Origin of the sequence: Legionella brunensis, from assembly GCF_001467025.1 — a bacterium.
Classification (GTDB): Bacteria; Pseudomonadota; Gammaproteobacteria; order Legionellales; family Legionellaceae; genus Tatlockia; species Tatlockia brunensis.
In genome coordinates this window covers 213,873-234,371 of sequence record NZ_LNXV01000011.1, presented here as the reverse complement: position 1 = coordinate 234,371, position 20,499 = coordinate 213,873, and the positions used below count along the sequence as shown (strand labels likewise).

The window sequence follows — 20,499 nt, the reverse complement described above, 5'->3', positions numbered from 1 at the left end:
CAACAACACTAATCACTGTTCTTAATTCGATAAAATTTACATTCTATACCATGCCCAATTCCATCTTTATAGTAATGCATCCCACATTTTTCCATCACTCGGTGCGAGGCTTTATGTTCTATAGGAGCAAAAGCAATAATAAAATCGGTTTTAATATTTTTTTTACTCCAATTTAGAAGTCCTTTTAAAGCTTCTGAGGCATAATTCATGCCCCAAAATTTTCTTGCGATTAGATATCCAACTTCAATTTCACCGGTCTCTATAGGACCAAAACCACAGCGTCCAATAAATTCATTAGATTCCTTATTAAATATAACAAAACAAGGGAGTCCATATTCTTTATAAAAACCTATAAACTGTTTAATTCTATGCTTAGTTTGTTCCTTCGACTGTACTCCATCAGGAAAATACTTTCTAACTTCTGGATCTAAATTTAATTCAGCCACAAGATTGAGATCTTCTTCATTTATCAAGCGCAATATTGTGCGTTGAGTTTCGATTTCTAGCAGCATAGTATATTTCTCATCATTTAGTGATCGCATAAAAATAGCTCACTTGGTGATTGATATCCTAATGTTTTTCTAGGGCGTGTATTTAATTTATTCATAATATCAATGAGACGATCATCTGTCACTGACAAAAAACTACTACGCTTTTCAAATACTGTCTAACCAATCCCTTTGTATTTTCATTTATTCAATACGTATAACTTTGGCTTCGATTTCACGTACCTCTTCATTTGTAATTTCAGTTTGTTTTCTTTTGGTATTTGTAAAGAAAATAGATGATTCACTAACTTTAATGGTTTTTCTTACTTCACTGGCTCGGAATATTTCCTTAGCGTCTTCAGTATTTTTTGCTATTTTATGAAAGAGTTCTATAGTCCCATGTATATATTTCTTAGGAATGTAAACTAATTTTTCATAATAATGGATAGTTAAATCTTTATACTCTTCACCTAAAGCTTTTGCAAAACTAATGGCTAACTGATGATTGCGATGCTTCTCACCACCACAAATATACAATTTTAATGAATTTATTTTTTTAGCTATTTCAGGTGTAAAACCACATTTTTTCATTCGTGCCGCGACATCTTGTATTTTTAAGAAACAGTTTTCAGTTTCTGATTGGTTAGCAGCTACCTCATCCTCGCTATCCATTCCTTGGGAAAGAATATAAATAGCATCATTAGCATTAATATCTTCATCCCTAAACATGTAAGATAAATCATCTGAAATATTTGTAACATCTTCCTCTTCACCTGGATACATCACAATTTTAGGCATTTTATCTAATTTACCAGTTTCCTCTATATTCTTTCGCCATGTTGTTCCCATTAGAAAAAGATCATAACCTTCTTCATCAACTGAAAAGGGAATAAATAATGTATGCATGAGTCGCTCTCAACAAAATATATAAATATTGTTCTGATTGAAACTTATTATATTGAATAATTGTACAATCCAATGATGTGTCGACAATAGAATGCGCAATTTGATTGCGACAATTCGAGCGTCTTCCTCTTTTGGTATGGCATGAGTTACAATACAATGGTTTCACATATTATACATCGTGGTCGTTTTTGGATTATCTTGAATTATATAATGGCAGTAATGTATAGTCATTTGAAATTTAAAGGAGCTGGAGTGGTTACTAAAATTTAGGCAATGAAGTCATTTTATTCATGACTCCTCATATAGCCCCAAGGTATTAAAGCAAATCCAAAAATGTTGCTCGGTTATTGCATCAAACTAGAGTCTTTAAATTTCAACATCTTTCAATGCTTTCTAGTTGTATCAAGTTGTATTGATAAGCCTCATCTTCTTATGAAAGTGTTCTTGACCTGTTGAATTGCACGACGAATTTTTTGTTCTGGCCGAGCTCTATATGAGATCCCATTAAAAAAATAATCTTCATTTTCAGGGGATTGTTCAGAAAAAAAGTAGTTAAACACACAACATCGAGGCGTATCACATAGAACTGTATTAACAGCATGCCAAGAGCTTCGATTTGTTTCCATCACAAGTAGTCGATTAAAAAGATTGGGGATAACAATGCAGTTTTTGATTGATTTATCCCATAGCTCAAAATTGCCACCATTTTCGAGTTGCCAATTAGGAGTCACATAATAAAGGACATTCACTGTTCGATAATGTTTTCTGTGTATATCATGTGAAAGGTCTAAATGAGGATTAATATAGTATCCTTTGAGTAACGTGCTAATTCCACCAGCATATTCTGTCGGATCAGGAATTTGATTTTTAATTCCTGTTATTTCTTCAATCATAGCGACAACTCTAGGATCTTGAATTGCAAAATTAATATCTTGTAATAGACTGGGTACATCTCTTAAGTGGCTGTATTTTAATTTTAATTTTCCCCAAATACTTAATAAATGCATTTGATTTGGTTTAGGAAAGGCAGCGTATATTTTCTCAGCAATTTCAGTTGGAAGAAGGTTATCAAGTACAAAATGGCGGGCAACTTTTATAGGATGCTCAAGGAAGAATTGTTGTTTTAAGTGCTCCTTAGTTTCATTTAATTTGTTTATGATCAGATCTGTTAATTGACTTCTTATATTGGTTGACATTTTAATAATGTTGCCTCGTTTTTTACACGTTAGTATAGCAGAGGAATAATTTCTCTTTCTTAAAGTTTAGTCTTACATATAAAAAATTGTGTATGTTTTTGCTTGAGGTTCAATAAATTGAAAAATATATATTCTTAATTAACCAGATATTTAATCCTGATGCGAGCAACAACAGTAGAAACGTTAAAACGTCAATCTACTTTTTTGCCACTCGGTTTCGAACTGATTTTTGCCGGAGTAAGGTTGTTGGTGATACGAGAGACAGCTCTATCTACTCGTCTCTGAAGCATGATTTCAACCATTACTGTTTCATTGGGATGAAGAATTTTGTTAATGTCGGCGAGCGAGGAATGAAAATCAAGTAACTTGTAATAAGCAAGGGCTTGGTCACTCGCTTCAGGGCGTGCCCTAATACGAAATCCCAGATTACCCTGCATTTTTGGCGTATTAATTCCGGCTTCCATGATATCGTAGTTAAGATAATAAGTCAGTTTTCCTCGATTAAGTTGGTTTCGCTGGCGGTCTCCGAAGAAACCCGTAGGAAGCGCATGCTCGCTATAGTTGGGGCCAGCAGTTAGATAAAGATCATAATCGTCAAGATGGTTTCCCCGATCATCAATAAGTCGAAATATAATCATAGAGTAGCGATTAGTAATATATTCGCGCTTATAGATAAGTGTATTCACAAGTTCTGTATGTTCATTTTTCTGGGTTTCTTTAGTAATCCTATCTAGTTGCTTTGCCAATCTATTATAGGAGTCACGATTTCTTACTTGGAGGCATCGCAAGACCCATATAGCTGTTGGGTGAGTGGCTGCATTGGCCATAGTAACACTGCGGATGATTCCCATTTTTTTACCGGAATGCGCACACCCAGGTAGAACCCCAAATGCCATTGGCTGTGTCCGTGTCATTTGGGCGACAACAAGATTTTCACCGTTATTCCCCTCCTGATGTAACTTTAATAGGCTGTAATTCATATTTGCAGCAGTTACACGAACAACTCCATCAGATCCTGCTTCTCCTGTGTAGGAGTTAATAGCATCATAAAGTTGGCGATCAATTTTCTGGCCTGTAAGTACAAAAGAATAGATGCCATTAGCAGTGTAATCGTAATCAAGCCAACTTTCATTAAGTTCCCAGCTCATATCACTTCCGAGCTCAAGCCAATTAAGAACATGCTCTCCCGGTTCAATACCTTCAAAAAAATTTTTTATACGGCCTAGTCGGGATTTACCAAGTTGAGCAAGCGCTGAACCGTGGTTGGCGGGAGCCAGCATAATAAGATGACTCAATGGGCATTTTGCAAGATTATTCTTAAAGTATAAATCCATCCATTTACGAACAACGGGGCCACCGGCTGAGTGAGTGATACAAGCAAAACGCTCCCCATCTCGCAGCTTATCAGAAATTTCATCATGCACTGCATGGTTAAATGCACGTGCTATATCGTCGACTGTTACTGTATCGTCAAAGCTAATATAGTGTCCAAGATAGATATTACCAACTTGAATATCCAGCTTTCCGTCTTTGCTCTGACTTTCAAGCCATTGAGGAAGTTCTCCATAAGTATTGGTATGTGTGACACTCCAACCATGAACGAAGATAACAATCATAATTTTTCTTAATTTATTGACTCTACAAGTGGATATTGTTGAATAATTCGGTGATATTGGATTATTTTACAAGAATTTAGCTAAGTCAAATGTCAGAAAGAATACAATCCTAAGTATAAAGCAATAAAAATGTAATCTTTGATGAATCAATGCGCTCATTTCGTTTTTGATCTGCAGATTCAACAGGAGCTAAATGAAATAATTCTGGCTGCAAAGCCTTAATTTTCTGCGCTACATTTCACATACTTTAAATGTATGCATCCACTTGGATACAATAGCGTTTTGCGTTGCCACCAGTAACATGCACGATCTCATATAGGTAATTTTACCCATACTTAGATCGCCAAAACAGTTTTATAATTGTTCATTATTTGATCTAATTGCCTGATTTTATCAGGTAGTCTTCACCTGAAAGTGACCTTTATGACTATAGAAACTAAATTAGAAGCATCCGAACCTACTACAGCTACACCTAATTCTTATTCAATGACCGTGAAAGATTTTACTGATGGAGGTGAGGTTCTTGGTAAGGGTAGTTATGCCACGGTTATTGAGGTAATGTTTCGTAACAAGAAAGCCGCACTGAAAATCTCAGATGATCGCAAGAATGCTCATAAGACAGCGAAAGATGAAAAAGAGATTATGAGGCAGTTAACCGATTTGCATAAACCTTATGTGGTGCAATTACTAGGTTTTATGTTGTGTGAAAACCGGTATTTAATCGCTATGGAATATATGCCTAATGGCTCAATAGAAGATTTTATAGATTGTAACGAAGAGCCGTTGCCGTTGTCATTACGGCTTCAGTGGATAAAGAAAATTGCGGAAGGATTAATATTTTTACATGAGAATCATGTTGTCCATCGTGACCTTAAGGGTGCTAATATTCTTTTAGACAAAGACATGAACCCCAAAATAGGGGACTTCGGTTCGGCAGCCATAATGACTGATAAGCCTTTGCAAGGTATGGTAGGAACTCCTTTGTGGATGGCACCAGAAGTTATTTTACGCGAATCCTACAATGAGAAAGTAGATATTTATAGTTTGGCTATCACCTTGTTACAAATTGTCAGTTGGAGTCTTCCTGAGTCTGATAAAACTCTTCACCAATTCTTGGTCGGAGTGACTCAAGGCGAGAGGCTGGAGTTGCCTAAAAATTTACCGCACAAGTTGGGTAAGCTAATCACTAAGGCATGGGATCAGCGTCCCGATGATAGGCCTTCAGCAAAGGAAATTTTGGCTAAGCTGGAAGCCAATACGGATGATATTTTGAGTGATTCTAGACTAACTCCTTAGAATGATGAACCCTTAGGGAAATCTCGCTATCATCTGCCCATTCCAAGCTTAAATCACAAGAAGCAAGTTGTTCTTTTGTGGCTGGATAAAATATGCGATGAGGCATAAAAAAGTAGGTTAGGGGCATCGTCACCTCATACTCAGGCTTAGGAGGATTCAACAGGCAAACCGACCAGTTATTGTGGCTTAATTGCGCTGTGCTCTTATTAAGCAATGCATAGATCTTATAAAGCTGATTATGGTCGTAAAACTTTTTTCCACGCTCAATCTTACCAACGATTAGGATTACCAGCGCTAGAGAGACAGTGGTCAATGAGGTTCGACTGAGCAAAGACTCAAAAGCTTGTGGTTTAAGGCTATCCAAAGCCATAAAGACAATGATGCACGCCCAAGGAAGAAAAAGCATATTGTAATAGCGATGAAAAGACAAAATCTGTGGATTTGTATGCCCGATGTCAAAGACAATGGCTTGTAAAAAGTAAAGCATGATCAAATAGGCAATTATAAAGAGAGCAAAAATAATCATTAATTTATTCATTCGAGCCCTATTAATAGGGCTTTTTTTCAATAGCCAATACCATAGACCGACGATTAAACCATACATTACAAGATAAGGTGTTTTAATGAGGTAATCAAAACTTGCAAAAAAAACAGCTTTTAAGAAAAGCACCTGGACTGGATGATAGTAAGTGTTGAAAGGATTAAATGCAGCAGCAGCTGATTTAAGATTAACAGCTTGGGCAAAACTATAAAATCCTAGGGACGTTACGTGAATTTTCCATAGCAGCTTAATAGCTAACACAGCTGCTGTGGCAAGAAATCCATAAATGATAGCTTTGCGATTGCTCTTTTCTAAGGCTAAAAGCAGGACGATAGCAGCTATAGAGAATAGAAGGCCAATCTCCTTTATAAGAGAGAGAAAAATGATAGGGGCAAAAATGAGTTGTGGAGAATCGCCTTTCTTATAGATGAGCCAAGTTATAGCAAATAAATAAGCAGCTACGTAGGCATCTACTTCCATGCGAGCAAATACAGTACCGTAAGCTAAGGTGAACAATATAAAACACAAACTTAAATAACAGACTGAACGTGAAAGATATTTAGGATCAAAGAGTATCATGAAGGCTGAGATTAAAATGAGACCCTGAGCAAAATATCCTAGAGTTTGAGAATATCCACCGGCTAACGTATAAAGAAGGTAATGAAAACTTGCTGCCCCTGGAATATAACTTAAGTAAACAGGATGAATATAGTCACCATTCGTTGGTAATTGGTTAAAAAGAAACAAATATTTGCTGATAGTCCCCCAAAAAGAATAGTCATCAATACTTCGATATTTAAGTCCATAGACAATGGCTAAATTTACTATAGATAAGCCTAAAAAAAAGCAGATGGTAATTATATCTTGCTTAAGCAAAAGAGGTTTGTTGAGGGATGAGTAAATAAAAAAGAGAAAAAAAATGCTACCAGTTGCAAGCAGGATAAGGGCGATGAACTTAGGTAGAGCAAGTAGGAAACTACAAAACATGACTAGCCCTAAAAATGATATCGTGCTGAACAGTCCCTCGGAAAAATTGCTTCTCAATAACTTACTAAATGCAAATGCCCAACCGATGATTACACAGCAAAATAAAAGGCAAATCAGTAACAACATTCAGCCTCCCTAGGGAATATCTTGGATATTCAAATTGGCTATTTTATGAATGCGCTAGCATAGCAGGTTGGGTAGGCTATTAAAATAATAACTAGTAAGTTCATTGAGGAAAGTTTTGTTTATAGTGCTTAGGGGTTATTAACCATTTGGTTAAGCCAGTTAAAGATCAGTTCTTTTTTGCTGGGCTCAGCTTGATCCAGGCTTTGGATATTCAAACAAAAATATCGAGGCTTTTGTTTGGCACGGTTCAATTTATGTTGAATTTTTTTTAGCGAATGGCGACTTGCATCAATACCCAATGAGCGTTTTTTCCTATCGATAGATGAACTTTTTTCAAGCAAAGCAAGATGGTGAATCAATGAGATGGGAGAGTATTGCTCTCGGTTTCTGATACGATATCTTGTATTCTCATGCAGCAGATGGGGTTGTAGTGAAAAGAATTGCTCAAACATGGATTTTTTTAATGAGAAGGGGACATGGGTTAAATTAAAAAAGAATTTATGAAATCCTATCAATTTAGCACTGTTTTGTTGGACTCGGCGATGCATAGAAAGGAGCTTTAGTTTTCCCAAGTGAATGAAACGTTGAATCATTTGAAATACTTTTGTATCCGATTGAATTTTCCAATGACCACGGAGCACGGGCTTTTCATGAATGAAAAAATCCTGTACTTGAGTGGGTCGGAGCAGGATGACATCATCATTGAAATAGATAAAGGTCTCCGATAATTCAGGGATACGCCACAAAACGGACTCAATCGCAAGGCTATTAAATGAAGGGAGTGTGTGTTGTGGCTCTGGAAATATCAACTGATGATCAATGATTTGAATTTTATTAGGCTCTAGGGAGTCTTTTAATTTATTAACAATTGATGGGGTTTGCTGATCTGTTACGATGAATAGAGTTCTAATCCAAGGCGCAAAACGCAAGATGGAGCGAATACAATATTCAATTTCTCGACAAGGCATTAAACGTTCAGGGGAAACTTCGTCAGGTCTGGATTCCACACCAATTGATTTTAAATAGGTATCTAATCGAGCTTGATGAGCAGGGTCATGTCCATCTACCCAGGTGATAACTGCATCAATCGGATATGGATGGGAGTGCACGTTAAAGTTCCTCTGATAAACATAAGCCCAGGATACTCAAGATGAAGTATCCAGTCGCACTATTAAACATTAGGGAATCCGAAAAATTACCTATTAACATCAGGCCTAAAATACCTAATGCTGGGGCTCGCAAAGTAGGCAAAGACCAGCTGCGGAAAAAGAGCATAGTGATAAGCATAAAGAAAAGCCCTAAACCGATAAAGCCTTGCTCAGTCGTGATGAGCCAATAGTCACCATGAGGATGAACAACACTTGGATGCAGGTTTGGAAGAGGGTTATCCCGATAGAAATAAAAGGAGAAACTACCCACGCCATTACCAATCAAAGGGTGTTTCTTAGTCAGGGATTCAGCATATTGATGAAGTTGAAGGCGGAATCCCACATTAGTATCTTTTTCATTTTGTTTATATTTTTTGAGATCTTCTGTAACTGAGCGAACTCCCTCTTGTAATGCCGGACTTGTATAATAGGCAATGGGTAAAAACAAGGTGCAGCATAATAAGCCCAGGGCAAATTGTTTGCGATTACAATATTGAAGAGCTAAGAACAACAGTAATAAAGGCATTAGAACGTAAGCTGTTCTACTGGTATTAGCATATATGATTTGAAAAAGAAAAAGAGAAAGGAAGAAAGCCCAGAGGAGACGATGGCCATTTTTTTTCTCTAAGAACAACCAGGTACATAGGTAGGCGCCATAAACCATCATGAGCCCTGTGAAAATATGATTAAAAAACACAGTGCCAGAATCATGAAGAGCATTTGTGTAAAGCCCAAAATATTGGACAATAGAGATAAAACAAACAAGAAGAAGTCCTGACAAGAGCGCAAATAGCGCTGGATATTGAGCCTTAGTTAGATGAAATGCTGCAACTAATACAGGTAAGGCTAAGTATTTTAGATTTTTCCTCACGATAACGTATTGTTCATGACCTGGGGCCGAACTCCAAAAACAGCTAATTAGGATGAATACAAGAAATATGAGGAGGGCTTTACACCAAGGTTCAGACCATGCTGCTCGAAATGCATCAGGTGCTGACATATTCAAGCATAAGGGTACGAGCAAACCAGCGAAACAAATCGCCCTGAGGGACAAGCTCAACGGGAGGAAAAAAAACAAGGCAACTAACAAAACAGTTAGAGATTTATTTAAGGATAATATGTTCCGAAATCGATGATTAAGGATTTGAGTTGCCTGCATAATAATTGAACCTTAATGTCATAAAATCAAAGAACCAAACCAATGTCTGATTCTGAACGATTTTGTACCATTTTTCCACCATTATTAACCACATGGACAATGCATTGTAGGTTTTTTGCATTGATAGGGTTAGCATCCAAAAGAAAAGTAGCATGTTTTTTTAACAAAACTTTCAATTGTACTATGGCTATTAAATTTCCTTTACGCTAAGCTCTGGGGAGTTCAGTAACCAGGGAGGTTCTGAAAAATGAATACTCAACTTTTTAAATCCTCAGTTGCGGTTGTGATTTTATCGTTATGCTCTATATCACCGTCATTTGCAAAAATGTCGCAGGAAAAATTACTCGATACGTCCCATGCAGTCCATGTTAAGCCTGACTCTGAGTTTCGTGCCAAAGCATTGGAAGATGTCGGTATAATTGTTGTTGAAGATGGCTCGGCCTGTGGGGAGTCCAATCGTTCGGGTGAGGAAAATCCTATAATTTTGCAAGGCAGTTTTGATTTACCTGATTATGCTACTGACGCAACGGTATTTTTAAATGGTTGGGACACAAGATATTTAAGTAGTGATCATCATATTGGTCGAGTTGCTGCTATCATTAGAAGTCCACAGAGAGATGGTTCACGTTTGACTTGGGAAGCTGTAGGTCTTTTGCGCGATAAGAATTTTGATGATGGTTTTCGCTGGTGTTACCGTTTTACAGTAGTTGCTTGGAATCGCGATCGCATTGATGCACGAGTTTTAGGTTTTCAAGATAATACGACTTTTTCTTTTATAAACGATAATGAAAGCGTTGCATTAGTTTCTGCTGCTGGTTTTCTTAGAAATACTGCCCTAACTGATAATGTGAATGCTGTAGTTCTACCCAGAGGATTTGTTTATGGCTGGGAGGAGGGTTTTAGCCAAAGTGATCATCATCTTTTACAAATAGCTTATAATCTTGATCACAGTGAGATTTTTGTGCAAGCCGGGCGAACTTGGAGTGGACCGGCACCTAATATTACCAATCACCAAGCATCAGGCTTTGCGAGTTGGGAAACCCATGGAATTTTTAAAGACAATAGTGCGAAAAGAGATTTTCGCTTTGGTTCTGCTGTGAGTGTCATAGCTGGTCGCGGTGTGGCTACGAAGCAAGCTCCGTTTATTATCATTCCTAAAGAAGACTTTGGAAATTGCGGTGAGCTTGGTGGTGATGTGATAACTGAAGAACATGTCATTGAGAATGTTCCATATGATTATGCGATCCCTGTTTTAACGGGTTGGGAGTTGCGATATCCTTGTAAAGATCATCATGTTAAGCGACTTGGTGTGTGGTTGCATGATATGAGTTATGAAAAAGCGGAGGGAAGCGAAGTAGGTACTTTACGCTATAGTATCTCCAGTATTTTACGAGATAAAGATCGCATACCTCTCCATATACCGCGTCATAAAATTACCATACTTGGAATGAATATTACTCGGACAACACCCATACCAATTCCATAACACTACTGGTAATAACAGAACCCTCAAAAATCCCGCAGCATCGAGTGCGGGATTTAAGAATCTTGTTTTAGTAGGGAGCAGATGGTCAAAGTTATGAAGTTTTGGCTGGGTGAGTTAGTTCTTGTCACGGAAGATAATACGACCTTTTGTCAGATCATAAGGTGTCAGTTCCACTTTTACCTTGTCACCGGTTAATATCCGTATGTAGTTTTTACGCATACGCCCTGAAATATGAGCGGTTACAATATGGCCATTTTCAAGCTCTACGCGAAACATAGTGTTTGGTAGAGTATCAATTACGGTACCTAGCATCTCAATATGATCTTCTTTTGCCATGGGGCTCCCATTTGAATTTAGTAACAAATAAGGCGCAAATAGTGCACTAAAATAAAAGAAATGGCAATGATTCAGCCAAATTCTGCCTGCGCCCAGTATGACAACCGTTTAATGCCTCTTCCTATATAACTCTGCAAATCTACCCATGTTAACTTATATCCAGCTTAAAGACATTAGTCCATCGACCTTGATGAGTTGGGTATTCTAAAGTCTTTTGTAGCTGATGAAGAAAGTCGCGACGGCTAATGATTACCGCACCTAAGCTTTGCAAGTGAGCTGTTGGTAGTTGACAATCGACAAAATCAAACTGCCACTCTTGCAGAGTCTTACAAAGATAATACATGGCTAATTTTGAGCTGTCACGTGTTAGGTGGAACATTGATTCCCCAAAAAAAGCTCGTCCTAAGCTTATACCATATAAACCACCAACGAGTTCATTTTCTTGCCATATTTCATAAGAATGAGCATAACCCATGGTATGCAATAGGATATATGCGGTTTGCATCTCATCCGTGATCCAGGTTTTATTAATTCGACCCTCACTTGAAGCACAAGCATTGATGACTTCTGAAAAAGCAGTGTCTATTGTAAAACGGTGAGGTTTTTTGAGGGATTGCCTTAAGCTGCGGGATATTTTGAAGGAATTAGGTTTGAGAATTAAACGTGGATCAGGAGACCACCATAGGGGAGGGCATCCTGGCTCAAACCAGGGGAAGATGCCTCGGCTATAAGCTGACAATAAACGCTCTGGCGATAAATCGCCTCCAACAGCAAGTAATCCTTGTGTGTCACTTTTTTCTGGATCTGGAAAATCAAAGTTATCACTTGCCAGGAATGTTAAGGGAGGAATCGTTATTTCTCCAACATGTCTAAATATTTTTCTGCATCAAGGGCTGCCATGCAACCAAAGCCGGCAGAAGTAATAGCTTGTCTATAGACATAATCCGCTACATCACCGCAAGCATAGACACCAGGAATTGTCGTTGCTGTTACCATGCCATCCAAACCAGAACGAATGGTAATATAGCCATCTTTCATGGCAAGTTGATCCTTGAAAATAGCGGTATTAGGATCATGGCCAATGGCAATAAAAACCCCATCAAGTGCTAAATTCTGCTCACTATTATCAATAACATTTCGCACTCTGATGCCAGTAACTTTTATGTCATCACCGAGCACTTCTTCCAGGGTGCTGTGCCATAATAGCTTTATGTTGCCGGTACGTGCTTTTTCAAACAATTTATCCTGCAAAATTTTTTCGGAACGCAAAGTATCGCGACGATGAATGAGTGTTACAGATTTCGCTATATTCGATAAATAAAGTGCTTCCTCAACTGCGGTATTGCCTCCGCCAATTACGCAAACATCTTTATTACGGTAGAAAAAACCATCACAGGTAGCACATGCAGAAACCCCACGACCTTGGTAGGCTTTTTCAGATTCAAGCCCTAAGTAACGTGCCGAAGCCCCTGTGGCAATAATTAAAGCATCACAAGTATAGGTTTCACTGTCACCTTGCAACACAAAAGGACGTTGTTGTAAATCGGCTTTTACAATATGATCAAAGATAATTTTTGTTTCAAAGCGTTCTGCATGTTTTTGCATGCGCTCCATAAGCGCAGGTCCTTGCAAACCTTCGATGTCACCGGGCCAATTGTCGACCTCAGTAGTAGTTGTTAGTTGACCACCTGGTTGCATCCCTGTGATGAGTACAGGATTTAAGTTTGCACGGGCTGCATAAACTGCTGCAGTATAGCCAGCAGGACCTGAGCCAAGAATTATGAGGCGATGGTGATTGCTATCGCTTATCATCTTCTCTGCCTTCCTTATGAATTGTGTTAAGATGGCAAATATTATGACAAAATAACAAACAAAGAAATACCTATGGGAAAACAACAAACGAGTAAACAGGTGAATCAACGCAAGCAGGCTTTACCAACTTTTTTAATTAAAAGACTTAGTGAGGGCGGTTTTATTCTAGTAGCAACCTTTGCGTTATTTGTTTTACTTTCGCTAGGTACTTATGATTTAAGCGATCCGAATTGGTCTCAGATGAGTAAAAGTAATACGGAGATTACTAATGCTGGAGGGCAAGTCGGGGCTTATATAGCGGATGCCCTTTATTTTGTTTTTGGCTATTTCTCCTTTTTTATTCCAATTGTCTTTGCTTACATCTCCTGGATAATTGTTAAAGATTACCGTGCTTTGCAAACTATCGATAAGCCTGCCATGTTGTTACGTGGTAGCGGATTTATTTTCATGATGCTTGGTGGTTGTTCCTTATTGAGCCTGGATCCACAACTTGCTTTGGATGCTAAACACAGTGCCGGAGGAGTACTGGGTGGTTTTGTGGCAGATGGATTTAATTATGCGCTAAACATACAAGGTGCAACCTTGCTATTGTCTGCCATTTTTTTAGTTGGTGTCACCTTACTAACAGGACTTTCCTGGATACATGTAGTAGAACTCATTGGTTGTTATACAACGATTGCAACCAATAAGATTTTTCGTAGCGTATTGGTGAGCTCGCGATTGATAAGGGCGAGAATTAAGCAGTTTAAAGAGGGACAAAAAAATGAGCTTTCAGTTGAAAAGCCTGCACGCAAATTACTGACCAAGAAGGAAAAGCCTGAGTCTACATCCAGAGTGATGCCTTCTTTAGAACCGTTACCTTCAATAGAACCTCTACCTTCAATTCCAGCACCTGTATCGTCGACTCCTTTGGTGGCACCAGCTGTTGTTGCACCGGTTGTAAAAATTAAGGAATCTCCTCGTTCAGTGCCTAAACCACTAAGCCAAACTCCTCAGGTGAGTGGTAGTTTGCCTTCGCTTAATTTGTTGGATAAAGGACAACAAGGCAAGACAATGGGAGGTTACACTCACCAAGAGTTGGAAACCGTATCTCGTGAAGTAGAACAGCATCTATTGGATTTTGGCATTCAAGCTGATGTAGTTGCAGTCCATCCTGGACCTGTGATTACCCGGTTTGAGTTACAACTTGCAGCGGGCATTAAAGTCAGTAAGCTCTCGGCACTCGCTAAAGATTTAGCTCGTTCTTTATCAGTTATTAGTGTGCGAGTTGTTGAGGTTATTCCTGGAAAAACTGTTGTTGGTCTTGAGTTACCTAATCAACATCGTGACATGGTAAGGTTGTCAGAGGTTTTATCTGCTGAAGTATACCAGCAAGCTCACTCACCGATTGCATTGGCTCTAGGCGTTGATATTGCGGGTCATCCAATGGTAGTGGATTTAGCAAAGATGCCCCATCTATTGGTTGCAGGAACAACGGGCTCCGGTAAATCAGTGGGCATTAATGCCATGATTTTAAGTCTTTTGTTTAAGTCAACTCCTGAGCAGGTCCGTCTTATCATGGTTGATCCTAAAATGCTTGAGCTGTCAGTCTATGATGGGATTCCACATCTGTTAACCCCTGTTGTAACCGACATGAAAGAAGCAGCAAGTGCTTTGCGCTGGTGTGTAGGAGAAATGGAGCGACGCTATCGTCTTATGGCTGCTTTAGGGGTTCGCAATTTGGCAGGTTTTAATGCGAAATTGGCTGAAGCTGCAGCCAAAGGTGAGGAACTCACTGATCCTTTATGGAAACCTGGCAATTCAATGGATGAGGTTGCCCCAGTTTTACAAGCTTTACCATATATTGTGGTTATCATTGATGAATTAGCGGATATGATGATGGTTGTGGGCAAAAAAGTAGAGCAATTAATTGCCCGTATCGCACAAAAAGCTCGTGCTGCTGGAATCCATTTAATTTTAGCAACCCAAAGACCTTCTGTAGATGTTTTGACAGGTTTAATAAAATCTAATATTCCAACTCGTATGTCCTTCCAAGTGTCTTCAAAAATTGATTCTCGTACCATTCTTGATCAACAAGGTGCAGAACAACTACTTGGGCATGGTGACATGCTTTATTTGGCGCCAGGTAGTGGCGCACCATTACGAGTCCACGGTGCTTTTGTAGACGATAAGGAAGTTCATCGCGTTGCAGATGATTGGCGAGCTCGTGGTGTACCTGAATATATCGATGAAATTACACAAACAGGCGAAGCTTCAGAAGGCGGTTTTGGCGAGGAAAGTCAAGATACGGAGGAAGCTGATCCTTTGTATGATCAAGCCGTTGAGTTTGTAATCCAAACGCGGAAAGCGAGTATTTCAGCAGTACAGCGTCGTTTAAAAATTGGCTATAACCGTGCTGCTCGATTAGTAGAGGAAATGGAGCGCACTGGAATTGTTGGGCCTTTAGATGGAGGCTTTAGGGATGTGTTGGTCTCCACAATAACTGAGGATTAATTATGAAAAAAATAGCTTTATTAGTCTTATTGCTATTGGCTACCAGTGCATTTAGTGAAAATGCGGGAGATACTTTGCAAACCAAATTGAATGCAATTCGCAGTTTAAGTGCTAATTTCAGTCAAACTGTAAAAGCGAAGGAACGAGAACTCTCTAGCTCATCAGGTACTATGGCGCTTGAACGCCCTGGACGGTTTCGTTGGCAAACGAAAGATCCCATGGAACAATTAGTTATTGCTGATGGCGAGCGGTTATGGGTTTATGATGTAGATTTAGAACAAGTGACCGTTAAAAAACAAGAAAAAGGTGTAGGAGGAACAGCAGCCTTATTTTTAAGTGGCTATGATAATACCGTCACGCGTGATTTTGATGTGACAGCTACGACAAAAGGGAAGACGCAATTATATGATCTACATTCAAAATCAAATAAAGCGAATTTCCAGCGCGTTAAACTAATTTTTGAGGGTGATACTCTAAGTGGCATAGAAATGTATGATCAATTAGGTCAACATACCATTGTCAAATTGAAAAACGTAAAAACTAATCTCAAGCTTGCTACAACCCTATTTAAATTTAAACCGCCGAAAGGAACGGATGTCGTTCAACAATGAGTGAAGAAATATGCAATCTCAAATGCCACTTGCTGAGCTATTAAGACCTACGCATTGGCGCGAGGTAATTGGGCAAGATCATTTGCTAGGAGAGGGCAAACCATTAAGAGTTGCTTTTGATTCAGGTGTTCCTCATTCCATGATTTTATGGGGACCACCTGGCGTAGGTAAAACAACCTTAGCCAGATTAAGCGCGCAGGCTCTTGATTGTGAATGGTTAGCTCTTTCAGCTGTTTTGTCTGGCGTCAAAGACATTCGTGGGGCAATTGATGAGGCTTCGCGTAACCTGGAGCAAAAGCGGCGAACGTTATTGTTTATTGATGAAATCCATCGCTTTAATAAAGCGCAGCAAGATGCATTGTTGCCATTTACGGAATCAGGTCTTATAACCATTATTGGGGCAACCACAGAAAATCCATCGTTTGAGGTGATTTCAGCACTTCTTTCACGAGCGCAAGTGTATGTATTAAAAGCCTTAAGTGAAGCTGATCTTAAAGCCTTATTGTATCGAGCACAGAATAAAGTATTTCCTCAACTGCAATTTAAGGAAGAGGCTATCGATACTTTAGTTGCCTATGCTGATGGTGATGCTCGTCGTCTGCTTAATTTATTGGAGCAAATTAATACGGCAGCGCAAAACCAACAGGTAATTGAGATTACAACCGAACTGGTTGAGAATGCACTTAGCCCTGCCAATCGACGCTTTGATAAAGGTGGAGAAAATTTCTACGATCAGATCTCGGCGCTGCATAAATCAGTTCGCGGTTCACATCCTGATGCCGCACTTTATTGGTTGTGCCGGATGCTGGACGGTGGAGTAGATCCACTTTATTTGATACGCCGTATTATTAGGATGGCTTGGGAAGATATTGGTTTAGCCGATCCCCGCGCGATGCAATTGGTAAATGATGCTGCTTCTACCTATGAACGCTTGGGTTCACCTGAAGGCGAATTGGCTTTAGGTCAAGCTGTGATTTATATGGCGATAGCTCCTAAAAGTAATGCCGGTTATAAAGCTTATAATGAGGCAATGGCCTTTGTAAAAAAAGACAAGTCCCGTGAAGTTCCCTTTCACCTTCGTAATGCTCCAACTCGCTTAATGAGACAGTTAGGCTACGGACATGAATATCGTTATGCGCATAATGAACCTCATGCGTATGCTGCTGGAGAAACCTATCTGCCTGACGGGATGAAAGAACCTGGTTGGTATGAACCTGTTTCTAGAGGATTAGAAGTTAAGATTGCCGAGAAAATGGCTTTTTTAAGAAAACTGGATAAAGAAGTGACTAAGAAATAACCATAATGAATTTATGCTAAAGTATACAGTTGTTTTGAGGTGTGGTGATCTCTTTAAGATTCAATAAAATAATTTATGTTCAAGGGAATTGACAAATGCAACCTGCAATTACTGCTATTGGAGTCGCAACACCGCCTTACAAACGATCTCAGCAAGAAATTGCAGAACTTATTTGTGAAGGACTTAAACTCCGACCTGCCGAAAAAAGATTTCTAAAAGCGATATACAAAGCTTCGGGTATTCAACAAAGGCATAGCGTTCTTAGTGACTATTGTAAGTCTCAAGGCGAGTTTGATTTTTTCCCTAATCAACCCGATGAGCAATTGCCCACCACTGCCAAGCGGATGCAAATTTATAAACAGCATGCATTAATATTAGCTCTGCAAGCAATTGAAAATTGTTTAGAAGGATTAACAACATTTTCCAAGAAAGAAATCACTCATCTCATTACAGTAAGTTGTACTGGAATGTATGCGCCTGGTTTAGACATAGAAATTGTCCAGCGTTTGGAGTTGCTTCCTAGTACTAAACGCACCGCGATTAATTTTATGGGTTGCTATGGTGCTTTTAATGGCATGAGAATCGCAGATACCATTTGCCAAGCAGCCCCTGATTCTAATGTCCTCGTCGTTTGTATAGAGTTATGTACTATCCATTTCCAAAAGGCTCAGACCACAGAAAATATCATTTCTAATGCTATCTTTGCTGATGGGGCAGCAGCGGTGCTCATTCAGGGAAAACAAAACAATTCGATTTATTTAACGCTGGAGTCATTTCATTGTGATTTGGTACCACAGACCAATCAGGAAATGGCCTGGCATATAGCCGATTCTGGATTTGATATCGTACTTAGCTCTTATGTACCTGACGTGATAAAGTCTGGTATTGCTGCGTTTGCCAAGAATTTATTAAATAAAAAGAACTGGTCTTTTAATGATATTGATTATTATGCAATTCATCCTGGGGGCTTTAAAATTCTTCAGGCTTGCGAAAGTGCATTAAATATAACTCCTGAAGATAATCAATATTCTTATGAAGTTCTAAATCAATTCGGCAATATGTCTTCTGCGACTGTGCTCTTTGTTCTGAAACGTATTTGGAATAGTTTGAAGAAACAAGATCATAAAAAAAATATATTCAGTTGTGCTTTTGGGCCTGGCCTTACTTTAGAGTCGATGCTATTAAAAACACATTGTATGTTTTAAATGTAGTTATGGCACTACATCAAATCCTCTAGAACAAATTGAACATCTAGAGGATTTGAAATGGTAAGTAAGATGTTATTAGTGCAATGGTGCTGGTTGAGCAGGTTCTTGACTGATGCAAGCTGATTTCAGTGCGTTAAAGCTATTTTTAATCGCATAAGCGATACCATTCAAAATATTCAAAAAGCCACCTTGCTTATAACCATAAATTTGGAAATAAAGTTCTTGTTCTTTTTGATTAAGATGATGTTCTAAGAAATCAAGATTTTGCTTAGTATCTTCGGCTTGCTCGATAACTTGATCTTCAAATTTATCGTCAATAAAGTCACGCAAATCTTGTGCTGTGGTAAGTGGAGCTAGCGTGGTGATCATGCCATTGATTGTTTCATTTTTTAAAACATTTTCATTACGGACTGTTCCTAAAGACCATCGGCAGCATTTAGCTAAGTTTTCCAATGCTTCGGTATACTCACCATAAGCAAATTTTCTTTGTCCTAATTGGTAAGCACCATAAGCAAAACAACCACCAGCAACCAAAGTTAAAGGTAGAATATATGATAAGCCTAGTGCGATTGTTCCAAGAGAGAAACTCGTTGCTATTTTGACATCCATCGCTTGTAGAGCTTGTAATTTCTCTTTCACAGTACGAGTGCAATCGTCAATTAATTTTCTATGGGCTGGATCTTCGGCATTAAATGGAACTTTTTTATCATTGTATAGTGCTAAAGTTGTAGAGTGTTCAAATAAAGTATTGGAAGGCTTTACAAAAAAGGAATGAGTCATTGTTACTCCTAGTTATAAAAAGCCGTTACTTTAGTGGCTAATTTGCTCAGGCACAATATTTTTTGGTGTTAATGCAATAATTTTTACAAAGCTGCAACAAAATAAAGACAAAATTGTTAAATTTTGTGATGTTGTTGAGGGGCAAGAAGCTTACGATAGAGAAAAGTGAGAATGGGTGGAAGAATGGAAAGAATGATAATGCCATAAATCACCAAGGTAAAGTTATTCTTTACAATGGGTAGAGCGCCAACAAAGTATCCTAACCAAACAAGACTACCTATCCAAAGAGTCGCACTCGCGAAATTGTAAAGGAAAAATTGTGAACGGTTCATATAACCAATTCCCGCAATAAAGGGAGCAAATGTGCGAATAATGGGAATAAATCGGGCCAAAATAATTGTTTTACCACCATGTTTTTCATAAAAAGCATGTGTTTTATTCAAATATTTTTTATTAAGAAAGCGTGAGTTGTTACTCGAAAAAACTTGAGGGCCAACTAGTCTACCAATGAAGTAATTAAGTTGATTGCCTATGATGGAAGCAAGGACAAGTGAGCCAAATAATATCAAGATATCCAAGGATGCCTCATGTTGGGCGGCGATGCTGCCACTGGCAAATAATAAGGAATCTCCTGGAAGGAAGGGCAAGATAACCAAGCCAGTTTCACAAAAAATGATTGCGAATAAAACGAAATAAGTCCATGTTCCATAATGAGATACGAAAGAAAAAAGATAGGTGTCGATGTGTAAAATATAGTTGAGTAGATGCTGTAGTTGATCCATGGCTTCTCTTACTTCGTGCTGATTTTAAATCAAGACATACAAATTTTATAAAATTATGCAGGTAGAACTGAAAAAATTGCAACAAAATCCGCGTAATTCTCGTTTTCCAATGAAGAATCAATAATTTTCAAATATGATTATTTGTTAATCCTATGATTTTTATTTATATTTTTATTTTTCGGCAAATTTTGTTAAAGTCTTAGATAAAGAAGCTATCAGCGTATAGGCTAC

At 38.5% G+C, this 20,499-nt stretch carries 19 protein-coding genes and 1 pseudogene; 6 read left to right on the top strand and 14 right to left on the bottom strand.

What is annotated here, in order from left to right:
* Nucleotides 1-8: 8 nt before the first annotated feature.
* The 5 genes and pseudogenes from Lbru_RS07875 to plaB all read right to left on the bottom strand — a co-directional run bounded on the left by Lbru_RS07875 (nucleotide 9) and on the right by plaB (nucleotide 4,206).
* Nucleotides 9-542: a GNAT family N-acetyltransferase gene (locus Lbru_RS07875; protein ID WP_238583849.1), complete on the bottom strand. Its 534-nt coding sequence runs from the start codon at nucleotides 540-542 to the stop codon at nucleotides 9-11.
* Nucleotides 530-693, bottom strand: a pseudogene (locus tag Lbru_RS17770) (IS30 family transposase); the annotation flags it as partial. The gene Lbru_RS07875 and the pseudogene Lbru_RS17770, both read right to left, overlap by 13 nt.
* On the bottom strand, nucleotides 693-1,394 hold the full coding sequence (locus Lbru_RS07870) for a hypothetical protein (RefSeq protein WP_058441637.1): 702 nt from the start codon (nucleotides 1,392-1,394) through the stop codon (nucleotides 693-695). The pseudogene Lbru_RS17770 and the gene Lbru_RS07870, both read right to left, overlap by 1 nt.
* A gap of 422 nt (nucleotides 1,395-1,816) precedes the next feature.
* The gene (locus Lbru_RS07865) at nucleotides 1,817-2,590 is read right to left on the bottom strand and encodes a 2OG-Fe(II) oxygenase (RefSeq protein WP_058441636.1); all 774 of its coding nucleotides are present in this window, start codon (nucleotides 2,588-2,590) and stop codon (nucleotides 1,817-1,819) included.
* Between the two features lie 191 nt (nucleotides 2,591-2,781).
* Nucleotides 2,782-4,206 (bottom strand): phospholipase PlaB, encoded by a 1,425-nt coding sequence (gene plaB, locus Lbru_RS07860; protein ID WP_058441635.1) that lies wholly within the window; start codon nucleotides 4,204-4,206, stop codon nucleotides 2,782-2,784.
* A 423-nt stretch (nucleotides 4,207-4,629) separates the two neighbouring features.
* Between plaB and Lbru_RS07855 the strand changes: the two genes are divergently transcribed.
* Entirely contained in the window at nucleotides 4,630-5,502 is an 873-nt protein-coding gene (locus Lbru_RS07855; protein WP_058441634.1) for a protein kinase domain-containing protein, read from the top strand.
* Here Lbru_RS07855 and Lbru_RS07850 read toward each other — a convergent pair.
* The 4 genes from Lbru_RS07850 to Lbru_RS17165 all read right to left on the bottom strand — a co-directional run bounded on the left by Lbru_RS07850 (nucleotide 5,486) and on the right by Lbru_RS17165 (nucleotide 9,630).
* Nucleotides 5,486-7,156, bottom strand: coding sequence for a hypothetical protein (locus Lbru_RS07850; RefSeq protein WP_131793450.1), 1,671 nt, complete (start codon nucleotides 7,154-7,156; stop codon nucleotides 5,486-5,488). The two genes, Lbru_RS07855 and Lbru_RS07850, sit on opposite strands and share 17 nt — an antisense overlap.
* Nucleotides 7,157-7,284: 128 nt before the next feature.
* Entirely contained in the window at nucleotides 7,285-8,265 is a 981-nt protein-coding gene (locus Lbru_RS07845) for a Stealth CR1 domain-containing protein (RefSeq protein ID WP_058441632.1), read from the bottom strand.
* 1 nt (nucleotide 8,266) lies between these two features.
* Nucleotides 8,267-9,304, bottom strand: coding sequence for an O-antigen ligase family protein (locus tag Lbru_RS07840; RefSeq protein WP_162262398.1), 1,038 nt, complete (start codon nucleotides 9,302-9,304; stop codon nucleotides 8,267-8,269).
* Nucleotides 9,305-9,489: 185 nt separating this feature from the next.
* On the bottom strand, nucleotides 9,490-9,630 hold the full coding sequence (locus Lbru_RS17165; RefSeq protein ID WP_157061500.1) for a hypothetical protein: 141 nt from the start codon (nucleotides 9,628-9,630) through the stop codon (nucleotides 9,490-9,492).
* Between the two features lie 80 nt (nucleotides 9,631-9,710).
* Between Lbru_RS17165 and Lbru_RS07830 the strand changes: the two genes are divergently transcribed.
* Nucleotides 9,711-10,949, top strand: coding sequence for a hypothetical protein (locus Lbru_RS07830; protein ID WP_058441629.1), 1,239 nt, complete (start codon nucleotides 9,711-9,713; stop codon nucleotides 10,947-10,949).
* A 114-nt stretch (nucleotides 10,950-11,063) separates the two neighbouring features.
* Here the strand turns inward: Lbru_RS07830 and infA are convergent, their stop codons facing one another.
* The 3 genes from infA to trxB all read right to left on the bottom strand — a co-directional run bounded on the left by infA (nucleotide 11,064) and on the right by trxB (nucleotide 13,097).
* Nucleotides 11,064-11,285: a translation initiation factor IF-1 gene (infA, locus tag Lbru_RS07825; RefSeq protein WP_044011715.1), complete on the bottom strand. Its 222-nt coding sequence runs from the start codon at nucleotides 11,283-11,285 to the stop codon at nucleotides 11,064-11,066.
* Nucleotides 11,286-11,433: 148 nt separating this feature from the next.
* A complete protein-coding gene (aat, locus tag Lbru_RS07820; RefSeq protein WP_058441628.1) occupies nucleotides 11,434-12,117 on the bottom strand; it encodes a leucyl/phenylalanyl-tRNA--protein transferase in 684 nt (227 codons plus the stop codon).
* A 20-nt stretch (nucleotides 12,118-12,137) separates the two neighbouring features.
* Nucleotides 12,138-13,097 carry a thioredoxin-disulfide reductase gene (gene trxB / locus Lbru_RS07815; RefSeq protein WP_420795315.1) on the bottom strand — a complete coding sequence of 320 codons (960 nt, stop codon included), beginning with the start codon at nucleotides 13,095-13,097 and terminating at the stop codon, nucleotides 12,138-12,140.
* A gap of 72 nt (nucleotides 13,098-13,169) precedes the next feature.
* On the opposite strand from trxB, the gene Lbru_RS07810 reads away from it, so the two are divergent.
* The 4 genes from Lbru_RS07810 (at nucleotide 13,170) to Lbru_RS07795 (ending at nucleotide 18,703) form a co-directional block, all read left to right on the top strand.
* Nucleotides 13,170-15,590, top strand: a complete 2,421-nt coding sequence (locus Lbru_RS07810) for a DNA translocase FtsK (RefSeq protein ID WP_058441627.1) — start codon at nucleotides 13,170-13,172, stop codon at nucleotides 15,588-15,590.
* Between the two features lie 2 nt (nucleotides 15,591-15,592).
* Nucleotides 15,593-16,201, top strand: coding sequence for an outer membrane lipoprotein periplasmic chaperone LolA (lolA, locus tag Lbru_RS07805; RefSeq protein ID WP_058441626.1), 609 nt, complete (start codon nucleotides 15,593-15,595; stop codon nucleotides 16,199-16,201).
* A 10-nt stretch (nucleotides 16,202-16,211) separates the two neighbouring features.
* Entirely contained in the window at nucleotides 16,212-17,498 is a 1,287-nt protein-coding gene (locus Lbru_RS07800; RefSeq protein WP_058441625.1) for a replication-associated recombination protein A, read from the top strand.
* 95 nt (nucleotides 17,499-17,593) lie between these two features.
* Nucleotides 17,594-18,703, top strand: a complete 1,110-nt coding sequence (locus tag Lbru_RS07795) for a type III polyketide synthase (protein WP_058441624.1) — start codon at nucleotides 17,594-17,596, stop codon at nucleotides 18,701-18,703.
* A 78-nt stretch (nucleotides 18,704-18,781) separates the two neighbouring features.
* On the opposite strand, the gene Lbru_RS07790 is transcribed toward Lbru_RS07795, so the two are convergent.
* On the bottom strand, nucleotides 18,782-19,486 hold the full coding sequence (locus tag Lbru_RS07790; RefSeq protein ID WP_058441623.1) for a hypothetical protein: 705 nt from the start codon (nucleotides 19,484-19,486) through the stop codon (nucleotides 18,782-18,784).
* A 116-nt stretch (nucleotides 19,487-19,602) separates the two neighbouring features.
* Nucleotides 19,603-20,268, bottom strand: coding sequence for a DedA family protein (locus Lbru_RS07785; RefSeq protein ID WP_058441622.1), 666 nt, complete (start codon nucleotides 20,266-20,268; stop codon nucleotides 19,603-19,605).
* Nucleotides 20,269-20,499: the final 231 nt, after the last annotated feature.

What these genes read in the sequence shown, in the direction of transcription:
- Lbru_RS07800 (WP_058441625.1), top strand. Translation starts at nt 16,212, where the DNA reads ATGCAATCTCAAATGCCACTTGCTGAGCTATTAAGACCTACGCATTGG.
- Lbru_RS07865 (WP_058441636.1), bottom strand. Translation starts at nt 2,590, where the DNA reads ATGTCAACCAATATAAGAAGTCAATTAACAGATCTGATCATAAACAAA.
- infA (WP_044011715.1), bottom strand. Translation starts at nt 11,285, where the DNA reads ATGGCAAAAGAAGATCATATTGAGATGCTAGGTACCGTAATTGATACT.
- Lbru_RS07830 (WP_058441629.1), top strand. Translation starts at nt 9,711, where the DNA reads ATGAATACTCAACTTTTTAAATCCTCAGTTGCGGTTGTGATTTTATCG.
- Lbru_RS07850 (WP_131793450.1), bottom strand. Translation starts at nt 7,156, where the DNA reads ATGTTGTTACTGATTTGCCTTTTATTTTGCTGTGTAATCATCGGTTGG.
- Lbru_RS07870 (WP_058441637.1), bottom strand. Translation starts at nt 1,394, where the DNA reads ATGCATACATTATTTATTCCCTTTTCAGTTGATGAAGAAGGTTATGAT.
- Lbru_RS07855 (WP_058441634.1), top strand. Translation starts at nt 4,630, where the DNA reads ATGACTATAGAAACTAAATTAGAAGCATCCGAACCTACTACAGCTACA.
- Lbru_RS07840 (WP_162262398.1), bottom strand. Translation starts at nt 9,304, where the DNA reads ATGTCAGCACCTGATGCATTTCGAGCAGCATGGTCTGAACCTTGGTGT.
- Lbru_RS07795 (WP_058441624.1), top strand. Translation starts at nt 17,594, where the DNA reads ATGCAACCTGCAATTACTGCTATTGGAGTCGCAACACCGCCTTACAAA.
- Lbru_RS07785 (WP_058441622.1), bottom strand. Translation starts at nt 20,268, where the DNA reads ATGGATCAACTACAGCATCTACTCAACTATATTTTACACATCGACACC.
- trxB (WP_420795315.1), bottom strand. Translation starts at nt 13,097, where the DNA reads ATGATAAGCGATAGCAATCACCATCGCCTCATAATTCTTGGCTCAGGT.
- plaB (WP_058441635.1), bottom strand. Translation starts at nt 4,206, where the DNA reads ATGATTGTTATCTTCGTTCATGGTTGGAGTGTCACACATACCAATACT.
- Lbru_RS07790 (WP_058441623.1), bottom strand. Translation starts at nt 19,486, where the DNA reads ATGACTCATTCCTTTTTTGTAAAGCCTTCCAATACTTTATTTGAACAC.
- Lbru_RS07875 (WP_238583849.1), bottom strand. Translation starts at nt 542, where the DNA reads ATGCGATCACTAAATGATGAGAAATATACTATGCTGCTAGAAATCGAA.
- Lbru_RS07810 (WP_058441627.1), top strand. Translation starts at nt 13,170, where the DNA reads ATGGGAAAACAACAAACGAGTAAACAGGTGAATCAACGCAAGCAGGCT.
- lolA (WP_058441626.1), top strand. Translation starts at nt 15,593, where the DNA reads ATGAAAAAAATAGCTTTATTAGTCTTATTGCTATTGGCTACCAGTGCA.